General features: G+C 46.1%; 18 protein-coding genes. 10 read left to right on the forward strand and 8 right to left on the reverse strand.

From position 1 onward, the window contains the following. Nucleotides 1-17 precede the first annotated feature (17 nt). Nucleotides 18-272, reverse strand: a complete 255-nt coding sequence (locus tag ACXAD8_RS14190; RefSeq protein WP_475229849.1) for a type II toxin-antitoxin system Phd/YefM family antitoxin — start codon at nucleotides 270-272, stop codon at nucleotides 18-20. 235 nt (nucleotides 273-507) lie between these two features. Here ACXAD8_RS14190 and ACXAD8_RS14195 point away from each other — a divergent pair, with 235 nt between their 5' ends. From ACXAD8_RS14195 to ACXAD8_RS14210, 4 genes are all read left to right on the forward strand, one after another. Continuing rightward, entirely contained in the window at nucleotides 508-780 is a 273-nt protein-coding gene (locus ACXAD8_RS14195; protein WP_475229852.1) for a type II toxin-antitoxin system Phd/YefM family antitoxin, read from the forward strand. Further along, nucleotides 761-1,030: a Txe/YoeB family addiction module toxin gene (locus tag ACXAD8_RS14200; protein WP_475229854.1), complete on the forward strand. Its 270-nt coding sequence runs from the start codon at nucleotides 761-763 to the stop codon at nucleotides 1,028-1,030. Before ACXAD8_RS14195 ends, ACXAD8_RS14200 begins: the two co-directional genes overlap by 20 nt. Before the next feature lie 228 nt (nucleotides 1,031-1,258). Next, nucleotides 1,259-1,450, forward strand: a complete 192-nt coding sequence (locus ACXAD8_RS14205) for a CsbD family protein (protein WP_475229857.1) — start codon at nucleotides 1,259-1,261, stop codon at nucleotides 1,448-1,450. A 75-nt stretch (nucleotides 1,451-1,525) separates the two neighbouring features. Then, complete coding sequence (locus ACXAD8_RS14210; protein WP_475229860.1) at nucleotides 1,526-2,515, forward strand: OmpA family protein; 990 nt, start codon at nucleotides 1,526-1,528, stop codon at nucleotides 2,513-2,515. Between the two features lie 334 nt (nucleotides 2,516-2,849). On the opposite strand, the gene ribA is transcribed toward ACXAD8_RS14210, so the two are convergent. The 3 genes from ribA to ACXAD8_RS14225 form a co-directional block, all read right to left on the reverse strand. Continuing rightward, on the reverse strand, nucleotides 2,850-3,467 hold the full coding sequence (gene ribA / locus ACXAD8_RS14215; RefSeq protein ID WP_475229862.1) for a GTP cyclohydrolase II: 618 nt from the start codon (nucleotides 3,465-3,467) through the stop codon (nucleotides 2,850-2,852). Between the two features lie 54 nt (nucleotides 3,468-3,521). Then, nucleotides 3,522-6,332: an EAL domain-containing protein gene (locus ACXAD8_RS14220; protein ID WP_475229865.1), complete on the reverse strand. Its 2,811-nt coding sequence runs from the start codon at nucleotides 6,330-6,332 to the stop codon at nucleotides 3,522-3,524. Between the two features lie 96 nt (nucleotides 6,333-6,428). Then, nucleotides 6,429-6,701 carry a DUF3630 family protein gene (locus tag ACXAD8_RS14225; protein WP_475229868.1) on the reverse strand — a complete coding sequence of 91 codons (273 nt, stop codon included), beginning with the start codon at nucleotides 6,699-6,701 and terminating at the stop codon, nucleotides 6,429-6,431. Between the two features lie 228 nt (nucleotides 6,702-6,929). Between ACXAD8_RS14225 and ACXAD8_RS14230 the strand changes: the two genes are divergently transcribed. From ACXAD8_RS14230 to ACXAD8_RS14245, 4 genes are all read left to right on the forward strand, one after another. Next, on the forward strand, nucleotides 6,930-10,079 hold the full coding sequence (locus ACXAD8_RS14230; RefSeq protein ID WP_475229872.1) for a methyl-accepting chemotaxis protein: 3,150 nt from the start codon (nucleotides 6,930-6,932) through the stop codon (nucleotides 10,077-10,079). Between the two features lie 119 nt (nucleotides 10,080-10,198). Beyond that, complete coding sequence (locus ACXAD8_RS14235) at nucleotides 10,199-10,519, forward strand: c-type cytochrome (protein ID WP_475229875.1); 321 nt, start codon at nucleotides 10,199-10,201, stop codon at nucleotides 10,517-10,519. Beyond that, the gene (locus tag ACXAD8_RS14240) at nucleotides 10,516-10,905 is read left to right on the forward strand and encodes a hypothetical protein (protein ID WP_475229877.1); all 390 of its coding nucleotides are present in this window, start codon (nucleotides 10,516-10,518) and stop codon (nucleotides 10,903-10,905) included. The genes ACXAD8_RS14235 and ACXAD8_RS14240 overlap by 4 nt, the downstream gene beginning before the upstream one ends. A 57-nt stretch (nucleotides 10,906-10,962) precedes the next feature. After that, nucleotides 10,963-11,628: a glutathione S-transferase gene (locus ACXAD8_RS14245; protein ID WP_475229880.1), complete on the forward strand. Its 666-nt coding sequence runs from the start codon at nucleotides 10,963-10,965 to the stop codon at nucleotides 11,626-11,628. 6 nt (nucleotides 11,629-11,634) lie between these two features. On the opposite strand, the gene recQ is transcribed toward ACXAD8_RS14245, so the two are convergent. Then, on the reverse strand, nucleotides 11,635-13,455 hold the full coding sequence (recQ, locus tag ACXAD8_RS14250; protein WP_475229883.1) for a DNA helicase RecQ: 1,821 nt from the start codon (nucleotides 13,453-13,455) through the stop codon (nucleotides 11,635-11,637). A 151-nt stretch (nucleotides 13,456-13,606) separates the two neighbouring features. Here recQ and ACXAD8_RS14255 point away from each other — a divergent pair, with 151 nt between their 5' ends. Beyond that, on the forward strand, nucleotides 13,607-14,074 hold the full coding sequence (locus ACXAD8_RS14255; protein WP_475229885.1) for a thioesterase family protein: 468 nt from the start codon (nucleotides 13,607-13,609) through the stop codon (nucleotides 14,072-14,074). A 30-nt stretch (nucleotides 14,075-14,104) separates the two neighbouring features. Here the strand turns inward: ACXAD8_RS14255 and ACXAD8_RS14260 are convergent, their stop codons facing one another. The 3 genes from ACXAD8_RS14260 to ACXAD8_RS14270 all read right to left on the reverse strand — a co-directional run bounded on the left by ACXAD8_RS14260 (nucleotide 14,105) and on the right by ACXAD8_RS14270 (nucleotide 16,751). Continuing rightward, the gene (locus ACXAD8_RS14260) at nucleotides 14,105-15,730 is read right to left on the reverse strand and encodes an HAD family acid phosphatase (RefSeq protein ID WP_475229888.1); all 1,626 of its coding nucleotides are present in this window, start codon (nucleotides 15,728-15,730) and stop codon (nucleotides 14,105-14,107) included. Between the two features lie 114 nt (nucleotides 15,731-15,844). Beyond that, nucleotides 15,845-16,261, reverse strand: a complete 417-nt coding sequence (locus ACXAD8_RS14265; RefSeq protein WP_475229890.1) for a MerC domain-containing protein — start codon at nucleotides 16,259-16,261, stop codon at nucleotides 15,845-15,847. Further along, nucleotides 16,242-16,751, reverse strand: a complete 510-nt coding sequence (locus tag ACXAD8_RS14270) for a Fur family transcriptional regulator (protein WP_475229893.1) — start codon at nucleotides 16,749-16,751, stop codon at nucleotides 16,242-16,244. Before ACXAD8_RS14270 ends, ACXAD8_RS14265 begins: the two co-directional genes overlap by 20 nt. A gap of 297 nt (nucleotides 16,752-17,048) precedes the next feature. Here ACXAD8_RS14270 and ACXAD8_RS14275 point away from each other — a divergent pair, with 297 nt between their 5' ends. Next, nucleotides 17,049-19,469 (forward strand): TonB-dependent receptor, encoded by a 2,421-nt coding sequence (locus ACXAD8_RS14275; RefSeq protein ID WP_475229896.1) that lies wholly within the window; start codon nucleotides 17,049-17,051, stop codon nucleotides 19,467-19,469. Nucleotides 19,470-19,475: the final 6 nt, after the last annotated feature.

The following is a 19,475-nucleotide window of genomic DNA, read 5'->3' on the forward strand; positions in this document are numbered from 1 at the left end:
TCCAAGATAAAAACCTGTTACTCGTCAATAATATTTCGCTGAATCGTTTTGCCCGTTTTAAACTGCGCTATTGAACGATTCAAGTGTTCCGCGTTCGCTGGCGAACGAAGTAAATGAACAGTTTCCATAAGACAGTTGTAGTAATCCAATGACATTACTACAACATCTTCATAATCACGCCGAGTGATTATAGTTGTATCCGCATCATTAATTACATTGTCCAAGACGGCTTTTATATCATTTCGGGCTTCAGTAAAAGAGACGATTCTCATTTCACACCTCACTTGTACATTATTTAGGAGATGATTAGCTTAGAAACAAGCACAGGTACTGGGAATTTTACACAATAGCCCGATGGCAACTACAAGCCTCGACAAATAGCAAAAACTTATTGGCGAAAATGCCTGAGTGACACAGGTCAGCCAACGGATTTTTGCCCTGTTTGATTGCTTTGTTAAGGCGTTTTAGATAAATTTGTACTGTATTTCAGTACAAGTGGTGGGATTTATGGATTCAGTTAGCGTAAACCAATTTAGAGATAAATTAAAAACCTATGTGGAAAAAGTGGTTACGAACCACGAACCCATGAAAGTGACTCGAAGAGCAGGCGCAGCATTTGTGATTATGAGTGCTGAGGATTGGGAAAGAGAACAAGAAACGCTCTACGTATTGCAAAATACTAGTCTAATGAAGCAAATAGCTGAGTCGACTGCAACGAATGCAAAAGGCAGCGGTTATACTCTAACCGGTGAGGAGCTAAATGAGATCACTGGTATTTGAAGGTAGAACCTGGACAACCTACGAAGAATTAAGAGAAAAAGACAAAAAGCTCCACAAAGCACTTTGCAAAGTATTAAAGGAAATGCTTCGAGAAGATCCAGGTCAAGGGTTAGGAAAGCCCGAACAATTAAAACATAACCTTACAGGTTTCTGGTCTAAACGGATTTCGCAGAAAGACAGGCTAATTTATAAATTCGATGAAAACGCGGTCTATATTTTTGCTATCGGTGGTCACTACGAAGACCACTGATTTGACGTAAGCCCTAACTGCCGCAACAAGCGGCGAAAATTTATCTTCCCCATTTCCTCTGCCTGTAATTTTCACAATCAGGCCGTGTAAAAAATTCTCGGATATTACACTCCACTTACCCAAACATAACAAAAATACATACAAAACAATAAGTTAAGAGTTGGCAGGATAGTTGAATCAGCATATTCGAATTCTTTAGTTAACCCTAAACACACTCAAGGAGACACTATGAATATTGATATTGCGAAAGGTAAGTGGGACCAGCTCACAGGTAAAGCAAAGCAGCAATGGGGGAAGTTAACCGACGACGAAGTCAAGCAAGTAGAAGGTAAATTCGAGAACTTTCACGGTGTTATGCAGGAAAAATACGGCATGACCAAAGAACAGGCTAAAAAGGCATTTCAGGACTTAAAAGCCTGATAATCAGAGCAAAAATCGAGGACCCGGAACATCTTTCCGGGTTTTTGTCAGGATATAAATACTCAGGAGAGCACCATGAAAAAAACGCTACTGACACTACTTATCAGCTGTTCCATGACTTCTTACGCTACTGCAGACAGCAGCCAACAATATTGGTGGTTTGGCTTAAGTGGCGAGGTTTACAACCCATCCGAAGACAGACCCGGCGCACTAAGCACCGGTTGGGGATTCGGTGAGGAACTGGGTTATCGCTTTAATTCAGACTGGGCGGGACGCTTAGAGCTAACCGGACTGGAAGCCGATTTAGAACGGGAGCGACTGCAACCTGGTGAGACTGTAAATGATGCCGGTATGCGTTACGGGGCGGATGTGATGTACTATCTCAATAGCCGCGACACTTATGTTTTCACTGGCTTAAAACGCGAAACCCTGGGCGATGAGCCTAATTTATTTAACCTCGGCCTAGGAAGGCACTGGCATCTGAATGACAGCTGGAACCTGATATCCGAAGCTGCCTGGTACAAAGAGCTGGGGGTCAATCACAACAATTTCGGTGCCAAACTGGGTATCGCTTATAAATTCGGTCATAGTGCGCAATCAAAATCCATCAAAGATTCCGACAGAGACGGTGTCGCCGATTACAAGGACAACTGCCCCTACTCCGAGACATCTTCGGTTGACCAGGCTGGATGCCAGCTTCCCGATGTGGTGGACTCGGTAAACACTGTGACCTTTACTGCTTTCTTTGAACACGACAGCGCCAAAGTGCAAAAACAGGACAACGAGCAGCTCAAAGCCTTTGCCGCCCGAGCCCGTTTTAACCCTGATGCAGAATTGGTGATTGAAGGACATGCATCCAGGCCGGGTACTAATGAATACAACTTCGATTTATCTCAGCGCCGGGCACAGGCCATTAAGTCCTTGCTGGTTAATAACTACGGGGTCGAGGCTGAACGCATTAAAATCCTGGCTTATGGCGAAACCGATTTATTGTCTAGTCAAAAGACAATCTTTGCGGAGAGGCTCAATCGCCGTATCGAAGCGACTCTGACGATTGAGGAGTAGAGCATAGCTTATCCGACGACGTTGCTAATTCAGGCAGCGTCGTTGGACTTGTAAGTAGGAATTTATTCCGACGCCACGGTAAATCCATCCACCGTGGTTGGACTTGTAGGTCGGAATTTATTCCGACACCACGGTAAATCCATCCACCGTGGTTGGACTTGTAGATCGGAATTTATTCCGACGCCACGGTAAATCCATCCACCGTGGTTGGACTTGTAGGTCGGAATTTATTCCGACGCCACGGTAAATCCATCCACCGTGGTTGGACTTGTAGGTCGGAATTTATTCCGACACCACGGTAAATCCATCCACCGTCGTTGAAATGAAGTCCAACCTACTTCAAAAGGTGTGGGTCAAAGGCATGGCCCAGTTTTTTGGTTTTGGTTTTTAGATAATGTTTATTATCTTCGGTAATACCGTGGTCGATTGGGAGGCGCTCTTTGATCTTGATACCCAGGTCTTTCAGCGCGGCAATTTTTTTGGGGTTGTTGGTCATCAATCGCACTTGTTTAACCTTCAGGGTATCCAGCATTACTTTGCAGATATCGTATTCCCGAAGATCAGCATCAAAGCCCAGGTGCTCATTGGCTTCTACTGTGTCTAAGCCCTGATCCTGCAAATTATAGGCTTTAATCTTGTTGAGTAACCCAATGCCCCGACCTTCCTGGCGCAGATAGAGCAAAACCCCTTTGCCTTCTTTAACAATATTTTCCAGCGCTTTTTCCAACTGAAAACCACAATCACATCGAGTGGAGAATAAAGAATCGCCGGTCAGGCATTCAGAGTGAATACGGATAGGAACTATGTCGTCTTCCTGCCATTCACCATAAGACAAAGCCACATGTTCCTGATGGCTGGCAGTATCAACGAAGCCGTGGATCATGAAGGATCCAAAGCGGGTTGGTAATTTTGCAGAACTTACAAATTGATACTTGGGCAGCAGCTGTGACATAGGTTTTAACTTCAATTTTGGGTAGACCCGATATGATAACAAATCGAGGCAATTTCAAGTTATCTGATTATAACTTTTAAAACTATCTAGTGCCTCTGGTTTTGCAACACCATAGCCCTGAGCGAAATCCACACCGATTTTGCCCAACTCCACCATTATCTCAGTGGATTCTACATACTCCGCCACAGTACCTATTCCCATCGCTTTAGCCACATCTTTCATGGAGCACACCATGGCCATATCTATTGGGTCCACCAGGATATCCTTGACAAAACTGCCGTCAATTTTGACGAAATCCACGGGCAGATTTTTCAGGTGTTCATAAGACGAAAAGCCGATACCAAAATCATCCAGCGCAAACTTGCAACCCAGTTTTCTGAAGGTATTGATAAAATCGAGGCTTTCATCCATTTTCACAATTGCGGTGCTCTCGGTAATCTCAAAACAGATTTTCTCGTAGGGAATATTGTATTTTTCAAAGGCATTCAGGAAATACAATTTAATATCCTTATCCCCCATAGAAAGCCCACACAAATTAATATTGGCCTGACTGAGTTCATTGAGATGTTGCAGATTTTTAGACAGCCACATGAGGTAGCGATCCACCACCCATTTATCAATTTTAGTGCTCAGGTTGTAGCGCTCCGCTGCTGGTAAAAACGCGGCGGGCGGTATGATACTGCCGTCATCTCCTTTGATACGCAGTAATATCTCGTACTGATGTCCTGCCCGGCTTTTCTGTAGAGACTGATAATGCTGGAAGTAAAGTACAAACTTGTCTTCATCCAAAGCCTGATTGATCAAGGTTATGGATTCCAGATCTGCCTCATAGCGCTGCATTTTGGCATCTTCACTGGAATAGATATGGATCTGATTTCGACCTTGCTGTTTCGCCAGATAGCAGGCGGAATCCGCCATACTCATCAATTGCTCGGCACTGTTAATCCCCTTGCGGTATTCCACCAAACCAATACTAACGCCCAGGGTAAACATGCGGTTATCCCAGATGAAACGATAGTCCTGCACCACATTTAACAGCTTTTTAGCCACAGTGTAGCCCGAAACCGCCTCGTCACCTTTGAGCAACACCGAAAACTCATCGCCGCCCATACGGCCCAAAATACCGCGATTCATGACAATATCGTTGAGCTTTTGCGCCAATTGCTTGATCAGAACATCACCAGCCTTATGACCACAGGAGTCGTTAACGATCTTAAACTGATCCAGATCCAGGTAAAGCAAGGTCAGTTCCTGCTCCTGAGTTTTCATGGCAGACAGGGCTTCAGTGAGCTGTCCTTCAAAGTGACGCCGATTGTAAATGCCGGTTAAAGAATCGTGGGTGGCCATGTAACGCAAGCTGATGTCAGATTGTTTGCGCTCAGTGATATCCACTATGGAGCCAAATAGTAACTTAACGTCATTCTCTTCCCGCATCTGCACCGAAATAGAAAACCAAAACTCGGTACCATCCCGCCGTATGCCTTTAACTTCTTTTTCGATACAACTGCCTTCTTTAATTAGCTGTCCGATTAAAATATCGCGGTCTTCTTCATTGGCATAAAACTGAGTTGCATGGCGTACCTCCTGCAAAAGCTGGCGTTCATTCTGGTAACCAAATAACTGACACATAGCCGGGTTAACAGAAATCAACTGGCCGTCCTGCGTGGTGCTGAACAGCCCTTCGGCAGAATTGCGGAAGAAATCATAAAAGCGCTGTAAGTCCGCGATGGTGCTTTTCTGCTGTTCGTACTGAAGATGTATAATCACTTTTTCGTGGGCTTCTACAGCAACGGCCAAACAGATAACGCCTAACAAAATCAGCAAATTGAACCCCAAATTGGTGCCAGTATTGAGCACCTGCCCGTCGATAAACAAAACGGTGTGAGTGAGCGTGGTCAGACTGATTGCCAGCCAGCCCGCGATATATAACTTATTGGGCAAACTGTTAAAAGGATTGCGATAAAAAATTGCCAGGAACAACTGCAATAAAATCACCGCGGCGCCTAACCCGGCCGCCAGCACAATTTGATAATAGGCATCAGGCCAAAACGCAATAACGATAAAGGCGATAGCACAAAGGTAATTAACCAGTCGCCAGTAACCGGGCATGCCAATCAACATGGCATAGGACACCTTAACCGCACAATACACCGACAGTGCCACCAGCCCCAAAGAAAATGGCACTATGTAGGCGGTAAAACCCGTCAGCTGTCCCAGCACACCTTCGTTGTTGAGAAACAAGATCAAAAACACCATGTTGGCTATGGCAAACCAGAAGCGAACCGGACTGCCCAACATCAGATAGGTGATCAAAAAGTAGGTGCCGAGGATTAACAATGCCCCGGTAAAGGCACCTATCAAGGCCAGATTACGGGTTTCTTGTTTGATAAGTGCAGTGCTTTTCCAAAAGTTGACGTTGAACACCAGGGGGCCATCGTCTTTGATGCGAAAAACAATGTCGAATTTTTGCCCAAAATCCAGCTCAAAAGGCAAGGCAAACTCGCGATAATTAAAAGGCCGATTGGAAAACGGACGGTTCGCACCGATATTGGCGGAATGCAGTATTCTGCCCAGCTCATCAAGGATAAAGATATCCACGTAATTGAGGTTGGGGTTGTTGATGATAAGAGTGTAGCGAGACTTCTCTAAGGACTCATAGCGCAGGCTGGCTTTGCCCCATAAACTTTGCTCGGCCGATAATACCTTGGGCAGGTCTTCAACAGACCAATGTAATTCTCGATTTTTAATGTCTGATAACTGCACCTGATCATCTGTGGTCTGAAATGTCAGGTTAGAACTCAAATCGACATGGGGATTGTTGTCATTCAGTACTATGACTTCAGCGTTTGCCAATGCAAATGCCATACTGCACAAATAACAAAGCCAAATTATAGCGAGCTGCTTCAGAATTTTTCCACAACGACAATAAGTTAAGAATTCACACAGGATAGCATATTCCGATCAGACTGCCGTATCGGAAAATAATATTGAGTAAAAATCCTGCAGTTTTTGATCATCCCGTCCCGTAACCAGTTCTGCCCATGCCGACTCTGAAAGGTGTTCTACAAAAATAAGGTATTCAGTGTTATTGCTTTCCACGCACCACTGTTCCCGGTCAGCCCCTTGTTCGTGACGCTTTAGCTTAATTTGGTTTTTCGACTCTAGCTTTGTCAGTGTACAGGCCAGGCCCTGTTCATTCTGCACCCAGCTGTAATCCAACATCAATAACTGCATAGTAAATCTCTAATCCGACTAATGGCTAATACAAAATAAACCCAGACTATCTATATTAACAGGTTCAAGTAAGTGCTGAGATTTTACCTGATTTTGCTGTTCAAAAATGGCAAAAGTATAGATGTGGTTTAGTATTAATCTGGCACGCAGTGAGATTTTGAGAAAACAGAACTTGTCCGGTAACTCCAGAGGCAATGAATTTTCTATCACCAGGAAGGCATAATCATTATGAAACTAGGTTTTGGAAAGCTAAAAATAACTACCGAGCCTGATACCGGCGTCGAACTCCAGGAACTCAGAAATACCACCGAAGCATTACAGCGCTCCTTTGCGGTTATTGAGTTTGATCCTCAAGGTAATATTTTATTTGCTAATGACAATTTTCTTGCAGCGATGGGCTATTCGCTCAGCGAAATACAACACAAGCACCACAGTATGTTTTTACGTCCCGGGGACAGCCAACATCCAGATTATCAGACTTTCTGGAAAGAATTGCGCGCTGGCCAGTTTCAGTCGGGGGAGTTTTTAAGAGTAAATAAAAGCGCTGAGGAGGTCTGGATCCAGGCCACTTACAACCCGATTTTAGATCAAAGTGGCAATGTCTATAAGGTCATCAAATTTGCCTCTGATATCACCAAACAAAAAACCCTCAGTGCCGAGCACGAAGGCCAAATCAATGCCATCAGTAAATCCTTAGCAGTGATCCACTTCGATCTGGATGGAAAAATACTGTGGGCCAATGATAACTTTTTAAACACCATGGGTTACCAGTTGTCAGAAGTGGTAACGCAACACCACCGGATATTTGTTTCTCAGGAGGAACAAGCTTCTGAGGACTACCGCACTTTTTGGCAAAATCTCAACAACGGTGAATTTCAATCCGGAGAGTTTCATCGGGTAAACAAGGCGGGGGAAAGTGTCTGGATTCAGGCCTCATACAATCCCATCTACGACAGCACCGGACAGCTCAAGAAGATCATCAAATACGCCAGTGATATCACCGAACAAAAGCTGAAAAATACCGACTTTGAAGGGCAAATTGCGGCAATCAGCAAAACCCAGGCCGTCATTGAGTTTGATACCGAAGGCAAAATTTTAAATGCCAATGACAACTTTCTCGCCGCGATGGGTTATCAACTGGCTGAAATTAAGGGAAAACATTACCGCATGTTTGTGGCCCCTGAATACGCCAATAGCGCTGAATATCAGAATTTTTGGCAGCAATTGCGGCAAGGCAAGCATCAAAGCGGTGAGTATCAACGCTTCGGTAAAGGCGCGAAAGAAATTTGGATCCAGGCATCCTACACCCCGATATTCGATACCAATGGCAAGGTTTTAAAAATCGTTAAATACGCCTCCGATATCACCCGCCAGAAACAAAATTATGCCAACTTTGAAGGGCAAATATCCGCCATAGGTAAATCCCAGGCCGTTATCGAGTTTGATATGGACGGTACTATTTTAACCGCCAACGAGAACTTTCTGGCCACCATGGGCTATCAGTTGGAGGAAATTAAGGGCAAGCACCACCGTATGTTTGTTACACCTGAAGAGGGCGCCTCAGCGGAATATCGCAAATTCTGGCAAGACCTGAATGAGGGTAAGTTTACCACTGGTGAATACCAGCGGGTGGGTAAACAGGGTAAAGAAGTATGGATTCAAGCTTCATACAACCCGATTCTTGATGCATCACAAAAGCCTTTTAAGGTGGTGAAGTATGCTTCTGATTTCACTGCACAAAAAAGACTGAATGCAGATTATCAAGGGCAAATAGCCGCCATAGGAAAATCTCAGGCAGTTATCGAATTTAATCTGGACAGCAGCATCATCACAGCCAACGACAATTTTCTCAATGCCATGGGCTATGAATTGCAGGAAATTCAAGGCAAAAAGCATGAGATGTTTGTACCCAGCGATATGAAAAAGTCACAGGAATATCGTGATTTTTGGGATGCCTTACGCGCCGGACAATATCAAGCCGGTGAGTTTAAACGGATAACCAAAAGTGGAGACGATATTTGGATCCAAGCCTCATATAACCCCATATTAGGGCTCAATGGCAAGGTCGCCAAAATCGTCAAATACGCCACAGACATCACGGCTCAAAAAATGATTGATGCCGATAACCAGGGGCAACTGAACGCCATTGATAAGTCGCAGGCTATTATCGAGTTCGATCCCGACGCCACCATCCTCAGAGCCAACGATAACTTCCTCAACGCGATGGGCTATCAGTTGGATGAAATTCAGGGTAAAAAACACGCAATATTCGTAACGCCTGATTATCGTGACAGCCACGAATACCAGATGTTTTGGGATAAATTGCGCAATGGCGAATTTCAGGCTGGTGAGTATAAACGAATCGCCAAAGATGGTTCCGAAGTCTGGATCCACGCCACCTATAACCCGATATTAGATCTCAACGGTGACGTCTACAAGGTGGTTAAATTTGCTATTGAGGTTACCGGAAGGGTCAATGCCGTCAGTGCGGTAAGAACTGCGCTGGAAAACCTGTCTCAGGGGGATCTCAGTACCGCTATTCAACAGGAGTTTATCCCTGAGTTTGAAAGCCTGAAGGCAGCAATCAACGGCACAGTCGAAAAACTTCGCGAAACCGTGTTGGATATCAATCATTGCGCTTCAGAAGTCACTGTCGGTGCCAATGAGATTGCTCAGGGAAACCAGGAACTCAGCAACCGCACAGAACAGCAGGCCTCTTCTTTGGAAGAGACCGCCGCCAGCATGGAAGAACTCACCACCACTGTCCAGGAGAATGCCAAAAACAGCCAGGAAGCCCACGAAATAGCGAATCAAACTAAAGAAAAAGCCCATCAGGGAGGACAAATCGTCTCCGAAGCCATTGCCAGCATGGAGTTGATTAGCCAGTCAAGTAGAAAAGTAGTGGATATCATTAATGTCATCGATGAAATTGCTTTTCAGACCAACCTGTTGGCCCTGAATGCTGCGGTAGAGGCCGCTCGTGCCGGCGAAGAAGGCCGGGGTTTCGCCGTAGTAGCAACCGAGGTGCGCAATCTGGCGCAGCGTTCGGCGGGCGCTGCAAAACAAATCAAAGAGCTTATTCAAGACAGTGTGAAAAAAGTTGATGAAGGCAAGCAGTTGGTCAATAACTCCGGGGAAACCCTGGAAGAGATAATACAGTCAGTAGTTAAGGTGACTGATATGATGAATAAAATCGCCTTATCGTCGAAAGAACAATCTACCGGTATCAGCGAAATTAACAGCGCGGTCAGCCAAATGGATAATATGACGCAACAAAATGCAGCCATGGTGGAGGAAGCAACCGCTGCCAGTGATACGCTGAAGCAATTGGCGGTCAATATGACATCAAAACTGAACTATTTTACTCTGGGCGAATGACAACTATTGGTCCAATATAAGCAACTGGTGATCCAAAACAAACCACTGGAGTAATGATCTGTGTTATTTATGTCGATTGACTCCAGTTTAAAAATACGCACAAGCAGAGATGTAATACCATGAAAAAGACCCTTATTTTAGTTATGGCAACCGCAGTTCTGGGATTATCCAGTGGCTCTGCCTTAGCCGCAGGTGACGCTGCTAAAGGCAAAGCAAAGTCTGTAACCTGTCAGGCGTGTCACGGCGCTAACGGGATATCTATGATCCCCAACTATCCCAACCTGGCGGGTCAGAAAGAACTTTATCTGGTGGATGCCATTAAAGCCTACCGGGATGGTACCCGTAAAAACCCGGTAATGTCGCCAATGGCAGCAGCGTTGTCAGATGAAGATATTGCCAATCTGGCGGCTTACTTTTCTAGTTTGCCAGCCGGTGGATGATTCGACATTATGTTGTGGAAGGTAGCGCTCAGGCTACCTTTTTTATGACTATTGCACTCGCCGAGACCAATAAAGCACTGCAACAGGCTTTGTATCTTAACCTGGTTACAACCGGAGGGTTTGAGGTGTCCGTTCTTACTCTTCCGTTTAAAGCCATCACTTATGAGCAATATACTGCACTGTTGATAAATCAGCGTCTTATTGAACACCTACAACCGGATATCCCCCCAAACCTGTTGATCATAGTTTACCAACCCGTAGTCAGTAATATTAATGAACCCTGTTCGGTTAAAACCGAAGGAGCATTATGCTATTCAATGCGCTTTTCAATGGCGGCTTTGCCCGGATTTTCTGAGGCCATTAAACAAATTTTGGTGCAAAATTAAAAACTGGTCCGATTTGACGTTAATAACGTACAACCAAATCAAAATTAGGAAAATACTATGCTAACCGTTCATCACCTGAATAACTCTCGCTCGCAGCGCGTACTATGGATGTTGGAAGAGCTCAACCTGGATTATCAGATTGAATTTTATCAACGAGACAAGCGCACCATGCTGGCACCTGACGCCTTAAAAAAGGTGCACCCGCTGGGCAAATCTCCGGTGCTCACCGATGGGGATCAGACAATTGCAGAATCTGGTGCCATCATCGATTATCTGGCCAGAACCTACAACAATAGTGAATTCCGTCCCCCTGAGGACAGTGCCCATCACCAGCAGTACGTTTATTGGTTACATTTTGCCGAAGGTAGTCTCATGCCGCAATTGCTGTTGAAACTGGTTATGCAGAAGGTAAAAGACAACGCGCAGCCATTTTTTGTCAAACCCATCGCCGGTGCCATTGCCAATAAAGTGAATAAAAACTTTATTATGCCCAATATCACCCGACAACTAGCCTTTATCGAAACTCACTTAAAGCTCAATGACTGGTTTGCCGCAAACCGATTAACCGGTGCCGATTTTCAAATGAGTTTTCCACTGGAAGCAGCAGTGCATCGTGGGCTGTGTAAAAACTACCCGTCTATAACTAAATGGGTAGAGAAAGTCCAAAACCGCGAGGCGTATAAACAAGCGCTGGAAAAAGGCGGCGAGTATGATTTTGCCTGATGGCAGCTAGTTACGGTATTCCCGTAACAGACGCATAAACTCATCACCGTATTTTTTCAGTTTGGTTTGGCCTACGCCGTTGATTTGCAATAGTTCTTGTTGCGTCGACGGTTGCCACTGTGCCATTTCCGCCAGGGTGGCATCGTTGAATACCACATAGGGTGGTACGTCTTCCTGCTCAGCCAGTCGCTTGCGCAGGTTTTTCAGTAAGGCAAAGAGCTTCCGGTCATAGTTCTTAGCATCCACCGACTTGTCTTTGCTGAACGACAAATTCAGACGAGGCACGGCCAGAGTTAACAGATATTCCGCTTTGAGGACAGGACGAGCGGCCTCAGTGAGTTTAAGCGCCAGATTTTGAGTAACATCCTGACGCACAATGCCCTGATGAATAAGCTGATATATAACATTCCACCACCAGGCGTCCGTTTGTTTTTGTCCGATGCCATAGACAGATAATTCAAACCATTCGGCGGGCATATCTTTCAGTTTTTTGCCTCTCAGCACCTCAATCACTGACTTAACCGGTACCGCCTGTTGCAGACGCAAAATACAGGAGAGGACTTTTTGTGCTTCCTCAGTGGCGTCAAATCGCTTGGGGGGATCCAGGCAAATATCGCAATTGCCACAGGCGGTATCGCTGAACTCAGAAAAGTAATTGAGCAAAACCTGTCGACGACAGGTTTGCGCCTCAGCAAAGGCCACCAAAGCCTGAAATTTATTGAGCTCTACCTCTCTGCGCTGCGGATTTTCCGACTGCGATATCCAGTCTTTATTGCGCGCTACTTCTTTTTCGTCAAACAATAATAGAGCCTCGGCAGGCATACCATCACGTCCGGCACGTCCGGTTTCCTGATAATAGGACTCCACACTGCGGGGCAAGTCAAAATGCACCACAAAGCGCACATTGGGTTTATTGATCCCCATACCAAAAGCCACCGTCGCCACAACCACATCCACTTTATCTTGTAAAAACTGTGCCTGTGCCCATTCCCGTTCTTCGGTGGACTTACCGGCGTGATAGGCGGCGGCCTTGATGCCATGCCGACACAACTGTTCGGTGAGGGTATCTACCTTATTGCGACTGTTACAATACACAATACCACTGCCATCTTGTTGTTCGAGATACTTCAGCAGTTGCTGCAAAGGCTTAAATTTTTGCGTCAGCAGATAGCGAATATTGGGTCTGTCAAAGCTACCGCGCCAGATATAGGCATCCTGAATACCCAATTGCAGTAAAATATCTGAACGAGTGGCTATATCCGCGGTGGCCGTCAGTGCCATTACCGGTGTGTCGGGTAAAACTTGCTTAAGCTGACCCAACTGGCGATATTCGGGCCTGAAGTCATGACCCCAATGAGAAACACAGTGAGCCTCGTCAATGGCGATAAGGCTTACGGATAATTGCGACAGGGAATTTAAAAACTGTACCTGCATTAACTTTTCCGGCGACACATACAATAACTTACTGTGCCCGGAGGTGAGGTTTTGCACTGCCTGCATTTGTTGCTGCGGTGTTTGTGTTGAGTTTAAGCACTCAGCAGAAACCCCCATTGCCGCCAACGAATCAATCTGGTCACGCACCAGAGACAGCAAGGGAGACACGACAATAGTAATGCCGGGTAATAATAAAGCCGGAATTTGATAACAGAGTGACTTACCACCACCGGTTGGCATGAGCACCAGGGTATTCATACCTTTTAAAGTATTGCTAATAATGTCACTTTGCCCTTCGCGAAACTCGCGGTAGCCAAACACTTCAGACAATATTTGTTTTGGTGTCTGAAGCGATTCAAGCGGTGCGGGGACGGTTACAGTATTCGAGTTCAAAAGGATTCAGTGTGATTATTAAAAATTAGCAATAAGGTAATTTACTCTGACTTTTTCTGCCATGACGAATAAGGCACAATAGCCATTGTTCAGGGGTATAAGTGTAAGAGTTTTTGCCTCTGGCTTCATTAAAAACTTCACAGGAATTTTGATGCAAGAAACAAAGTTAACCAAAAAAGCCATGTTAGATTTGGTTATGGATGTATTTGACCAACAACTGCCCTTTAATCGCTTTCTGGGACTGCATATCGAGCGCAATAATTTCGACAAAGCAACGATACGACTTAACTGGCAAGACAATCTGATGGGTAACCCCTATCAAAAGATCCTGCACGGTGGTGTTACCGCAGCCATTTTAGACACAGTAGGTGGCCTGATGGCAATGCTTTACGTGGCCAAAGACCTGGATGACCTCACGACTGATGAGTTTAAGCAGCGCATCGCCAGAATTGGCACCATCGATATGCGGGTGGATTACCTTAGACCGGGCAAAGGGGAGGAATTCACAGCTACGGCAGAAATGATCCGCAAAGGCAATAAAGTCGCGGTATGTCGCATGGAGTTACACAATGAAAAAGGCACCCACATCGCCTTTGGCACCGCCACCTACATGCTGTAAGTGGCGAGTTAGCATCAACCAGAGATACTTCTAACGCCAGGAGCCGTACATCGGATTAGGCAACAGAAACAGGCTACGGCCATGATCCGGTAGTAGAGACTCAATATCCGCCTCTTCCTGTGTTACACCGGCGAAGTCTTCGATATTGTCACCCACCTGAAACAGGATCTGATGCGCTTGCTTCCAGCTCTTTTGCATTTCACGAGTCAGAGAAAAACAACTCGCCTTACCTTGCGACATTTGTTGACGGCGTAAATCTTTGTCATTGTGTATTCCGGGTTGCCCAATGGCCTCTTTATCTGCCGCCAGCCGACCAATTAAACAACTATTGGCCGAAGTCACGGGTAACCCAACAGCCTGCAAATTTCGCCAGGTGTGTGCGTCTAATTCACGTGGACGATTGGTGATCAGTGCGATCTTTCCACCCTGTTGGAATACGGCTTCCATGAAAGCTTTAGCCCCAGGCACCAATACCGCCTTTTCACTTTGCACCCAGGTATTCCAGGTCTCAGGTGAAAACCCGGTGCCCATAGCTTCCGCGTGACGCTGATAGGCTGAATTATCCAGTATGGTTTCATCCACATCCATTACCACCACCCAGTTTGTGGTGTCAGGCGACACGGTTTTAACCGCGTCAGTGGCCAGACTGTATATCTCTTCCGTTAATAACTGATATTCTTTACTACGGGTAAACCAGGTAACCGCATTTGAATAAGTTGGCTTTGCAGCGAAAAGAGCGGTCGATATGGCACAGTGATCACTCAGCATCTCTCCTGCTTCCATATTTTCAAAAGTATGTACCTGCACAGATTCGCTTGCCACATTAGCATTCATTCCCCCCACCAGGATATGGTCGATAGGCGCCGGGTAGCGAGGATGGCAACCAATGACATCACGTGTGGCTAAACGAGCAGAACGACCTTCGGTGAGTAACAGTCTTGATAAGCTGTTATAGGGCGCTGACATGCGATGGTTAAAGTCACCCAAGATCACATAAGGTGTACCCTGCTCTTCTCTTTGCGAAATCCATTTGTTTAAGATGGGTGCCTGCCGGGCATAAATCTGACAAGACTCCGAATCACTGCTCAAATAATCATCTACAAAGCAGCCGCTTTTCAGGTGCACATTCAATATGTCCATCGGCCCGTTTGGCGAAGCCACCTGAATAACTAATCCATATCTCAGACCGGGCATCTCTAAACCCAACTCTTCGACATTATCTACCGCCAGCACCGGTACCGATTTGTTAACCGCAAAGGCAACTTTTTGCTGGGTTGACGTAAAGCCACTACCACGACATTCGTAAGACTCACTATCCGGTCTTTGGGACAAAATAATCTGCCATTCGGATTCCGGAAATATTTGTCTAAGCGCAGCGACTGAAGCCACTTCCTGGAGCGCAATTACATCAGCATCGAGGCTTTCGGCGTACTGCTGCAGAGCGGTGATTTCTGATTTTTGCCTTGGCCTACATCCCTGCTCTACGGGATAAGCCAAATGCTCAATATTCCAGGTGGCCAGGCGCAGTTCGCCATGCGATTCAACACTTTGCGTTTTCGTGTTGCCGGATACCGGCATTGCATACACTGTATTTTTTGCAAACCCAAAGGCAAAAGCCAACAAAGACGCTAAGCCAAGCAAGTGCAATCTATTCATATTAATGAACCTATTTTAATCCTTTTTCATGGAAACTAAGTGAAGCGGGCGGAAGCTTGCCCCGGTCCAACCTATACAATTTTGGTCCCGGAAGCAAAAAAGAATACAGCGAGACTATTGAGGTGAGCGCTGCTCCGCTGGGATATTACTTTGCTGACACTGACGCAAGCGATAATTGCGCAAATGCCCCCAGGCAACCGCTACAGAGCCGATAACAGTCAAAACCACTTCAGCAGTCTCACCCAGATAGTCATGGCCAAACAGCACGGCCGCCAATAACAAGACCAGGCCAGATATACCTGCAGTCAGTACTGAGGGCTGTTTGTGTTTGCGATAACCCACCAGTAAGGTGACCGAACTCAAAGGCACAATGACGTATAGCAAAGCAAGGTGAAAAACCTCGTCATTTAAAGCCAACAACCCGGTTACAGGCGGCAGCAACAACAATAGCAGGGGCAGAAACAGGCAATGTAAAATGCACAAAAACGATAGTCCTATGGCGGTTTTGTCACTAATTTGTTGCAGTTGCATTGCTAAAGGTTTCCTTATTTTTTTGGGGCGTTTCACTCTGGCATCGGCTACATACACCCGAAATTTCTAACTGAGTATCCGTCATTAAAAAGCCGGAATTTTTAATGCCCTGAGAGAGAAGCTGCACCAGGTTTGACGGTACTGTGGTCTCTTCAACTTTCTGACAAGACTGGCAAAGTAAAAATAGTGAAAATGGATGATGAGAGCAGTCGTGAAGACCGGAGCAAGCCACGTATTTATTCGCTGACTGAAGACGATGAATCAATTGCACCGACTCCAAAAATTCTAAAATACGATAGATAGACATTGCCATAATTTGCGGCTGATTTATCTTATTATACGCATCGGTAAGCTCGTACGCAGACATGGGGCTATCTGCTTTTAATAAGATTTCCAATACCCGTTGGCGTTTTTCCGTGAGCTTTCGGCCAGTTTTTTCACAAGCGCGCCTATCCGCCAAAATGACTTCTTCAAGCAACTCTTGCCCCACACATAATCTCCTGTTAACAATCCAACCGCATTATCTCAGCCCTGCCAGGTTCTTCGTTTATACCTGAAAGCGACACCACAGAATGCCAAGGCACCCCTGCCATTCACCAGCTTGAATACCTTTTTTTATTTATTTGCTGAGAATATTGGAGATCCAGATTGGCGCTTTGTACACAGAAATGGGCATATCGCTACTTCCACACACAGCAGAGCCATGAAAGCCAATTTGCTTTCCGTTTTGAGACAATATAACATCGCCACCAGCATGATACAATATAACATACTAAAGAGGTTGGGAATGCACAAAATATCCAAAGTTGCCGCCCTTATCGGCGCTTTGCTGCCCACGAGTTTAATGGCACAGACCATCGAAGGCGTGGTTTTAAATGACAAGGGTAATGCCGTTGTCGGTGCCAATGTGGAAGCAGAAGGAGTGGGAATAACCACGAAAACCGATAGTGAAGGACGCTTTGTGTTACAAAATCTTTCTGTTGGCATTAACGAGATCCACATCTCTGCCAAAGGTTTTGCGCATCTGCACGAAGATATTACGCTATCTGAAAATGCCACTCAGCAGATGACGCTGACGCTAATTCGGTCACCAATAGAAGTTATCGATGTGGTAGCGACGCCAGTACATATGTCGGTGATGGAATCCGCTGCGCCGGTTAGCGTACTGGGTGGTGACACTCTGCGTCGTCAACAAGCGGCCTCACTTGGTGACAGTCTGGAAAAAGTGGCAGGTGTCCATACTAACTTCCACGCCAAGGTTGCCAGCACGCCAATTATTCGCGGCTTAAGTGGCCCACGTGTTCTCATCGCGCAAAATGGTTTGGACAGCAGTGACGTATCCCGGGTTGGTCCAGATCACTCTGTGGCCTCAGAAGCCTCAACCGCGCAACAAATCGAAGTTCTGCGCGGACCGGCTACCCTGTTCTATGGCAGCGGTGCAATTGGCGGTGTGGTAAACGTCGTTGACCAACGTATTCCCACCGACACCACGACTCGCGGTGAGTGGCTATTAGAAAGCAATTCCGTTGACGATCAAAAGCTCGCCTCTTTTAATGCCACTACGGGTACTGAATCTTTTGGTCTTTATGTGGATGGCTATTGGCGTAAATCCAACGATTATGAAACACCAGTAGCGCCCGAACTTGAGCATGACGAGCATCACGAAGAAGAGCATGGCAATGTTGTTGCCAACAGCGGCGAAGAATCTAACGGCTTTACCCTAGGCACCAGTTACCTGTTCGAGCAGGGATATGTTGGTATCGCTGTAGAGCAATTTAATCGCGAATACGGTATCCCAGGTCACAGTCATGGCGATGAAGAAGTGGATGTTTTTGCTGACCTGGAGCAAACCCGAGTGCAGTTACAGGGTGAGCTTAACGTTGATAACGATTGGCTTTCTCAAGTTCAGCTCAGAGCCGGTTATAGCGATTACGAACACGCAGAAATTGAAGCGGGCGTAGCAGGTACTCTGTTTGAAAATGAAACTCATGAATTACGCTTGGATATGATGCATACCCCCATCGCTGAGTGGAATGGCGGTATCAGTTTCCATTACAAAAATAGCGAAGTCGCCGCTCAGGGTTCAGAAGCCTTCACTCCGCCCTCAGAATCAGAAACTCTGGCTCTGGCGATAATGGAAGAGCGTCATTTTGGAGATGTGTTGGTGCAATTAGGTGCCCGCGTAGAACGTGTCACTTTAACCGCTGACAATGTGCTACTGCCTTCCATTGAAGCCCACGGCCATGAAGATGAACATGAGGATGAACACGATCACGAGCATGACCACGAACATGAGCACGATGATGAGGTGTCCTATACCCGGGTATTTAAAGCCGATCATGAATTCACGCCGGTAACCTTGTCAGCAGGTTTAGTATGGGATTTCACGCCTGGATACAACTTAGGTATTTCAGTGTCTCGCTCTGAGCGCGCCCCTTCTGCCACTGAACTGTTGTCTTTTGGTCCGCATATCGGTACCCGCTCTTATGAGGTTGGTGCTTTATTCGCCTTGCACCAGGAAGGTGATGAAACGCATATCGAGCTTACTGACGAAATCATTGATTTAGAAACCGCTAACAATATTGATCTGACCTTGCGTAAAACTCAGGGTGATGTGGGTTTTGTGCTGAATGCCTTCTACAACCGTGTGGACAATTACTACTACCAGGTCGCGACAGGTTTGTTTGCTGAAGACGGCCATGATCACGACCACGGACATGATCACGGCGACGAAGGTCACGATGAGCACGACGGCGAATTGCCGGTTTACATCTTCCAGTCTGACGATGTGATACTGCACGGTTTTGAAGCTCAGGTAGCCTGGCAGGCAACGGACACCTTTAAAGCCACCTTCTTCTCTGATTATGTCAGAGCGCGACTGGAAGATGGCGGTGATCTGCCACGTACTCCACCACTGCGCTTCGGAACACAATTCAGTTATGAGCATCAGAACCTGAGCGCGCATTTGGATATTACTCGCTATCAGGAGCAGGACCGTATTGCTCAGGAAGAAACCGTTACTGACGGTTACACCCTGGTAGACGCCAATATTAGCTACACACTGTCAGCGATGGGCCAAGATATTGACCTTTATCTCAAAGGCACAAACCTGACGGATACTGAGGCGAGAGTTCACTCCTCTTTCCTAAAAGATATCGCACCACGTCCGGGCCGCAGCATTGCTGTAGGTATCCGAGGTTATTTCTAGTTAAAA

It is taken from the genome of Planctobacterium sp. AWH2_060 (assembly GCF_056158425.1).

Coding starts and splice junctions, on each gene's coding strand:
- ribA (WP_475229862.1), bottom strand. CDS start 3,467: ATGTCACAGCTGCTGCCCAAGTATCAATTTGTAAGTTCTGCAAAATTA.
- ACXAD8_RS14195 (WP_475229852.1), top strand. CDS start 508: ATGGATTCAGTTAGCGTAAACCAATTTAGAGATAAATTAAAAACCTAT.
- ACXAD8_RS14245 (WP_475229880.1), top strand. CDS start 10,963: ATGCTAACCGTTCATCACCTGAATAACTCTCGCTCGCAGCGCGTACTA.
- ACXAD8_RS14260 (WP_475229888.1), bottom strand. CDS start 15,730: ATGAATAGATTGCACTTGCTTGGCTTAGCGTCTTTGTTGGCTTTTGCC.
- ACXAD8_RS14220 (WP_475229865.1), bottom strand. CDS start 6,332: ATGGCATTTGCATTGGCAAACGCTGAAGTCATAGTACTGAATGACAAC.
- ACXAD8_RS14225 (WP_475229868.1), bottom strand. CDS start 6,701: ATGCAGTTATTGATGTTGGATTACAGCTGGGTGCAGAATGAACAGGGC.
- ACXAD8_RS14275 (WP_475229896.1), top strand. CDS start 17,049: ATGCACAAAATATCCAAAGTTGCCGCCCTTATCGGCGCTTTGCTGCCC.
- ACXAD8_RS14255 (WP_475229885.1), top strand. CDS start 13,607: ATGCAAGAAACAAAGTTAACCAAAAAAGCCATGTTAGATTTGGTTATG.
- ACXAD8_RS14230 (WP_475229872.1), top strand. CDS start 6,930: ATGAAACTAGGTTTTGGAAAGCTAAAAATAACTACCGAGCCTGATACC.
- ACXAD8_RS14190 (WP_475229849.1), bottom strand. CDS start 272: ATGAGAATCGTCTCTTTTACTGAAGCCCGAAATGATATAAAAGCCGTC.
- ACXAD8_RS14265 (WP_475229890.1), bottom strand. CDS start 16,261: ATGCAACTGCAACAAATTAGTGACAAAACCGCCATAGGACTATCGTTT.
- ACXAD8_RS14205 (WP_475229857.1), top strand. CDS start 1,259: ATGAATATTGATATTGCGAAAGGTAAGTGGGACCAGCTCACAGGTAAA.
- ACXAD8_RS14210 (WP_475229860.1), top strand. CDS start 1,526: ATGAAAAAAACGCTACTGACACTACTTATCAGCTGTTCCATGACTTCT.
- ACXAD8_RS14200 (WP_475229854.1), top strand. CDS start 761: ATGAGATCACTGGTATTTGAAGGTAGAACCTGGACAACCTACGAAGAA.
- ACXAD8_RS14235 (WP_475229875.1), top strand. CDS start 10,199: ATGAAAAAGACCCTTATTTTAGTTATGGCAACCGCAGTTCTGGGATTA.
- ACXAD8_RS14240 (WP_475229877.1), top strand. CDS start 10,516: ATGATTCGACATTATGTTGTGGAAGGTAGCGCTCAGGCTACCTTTTTT.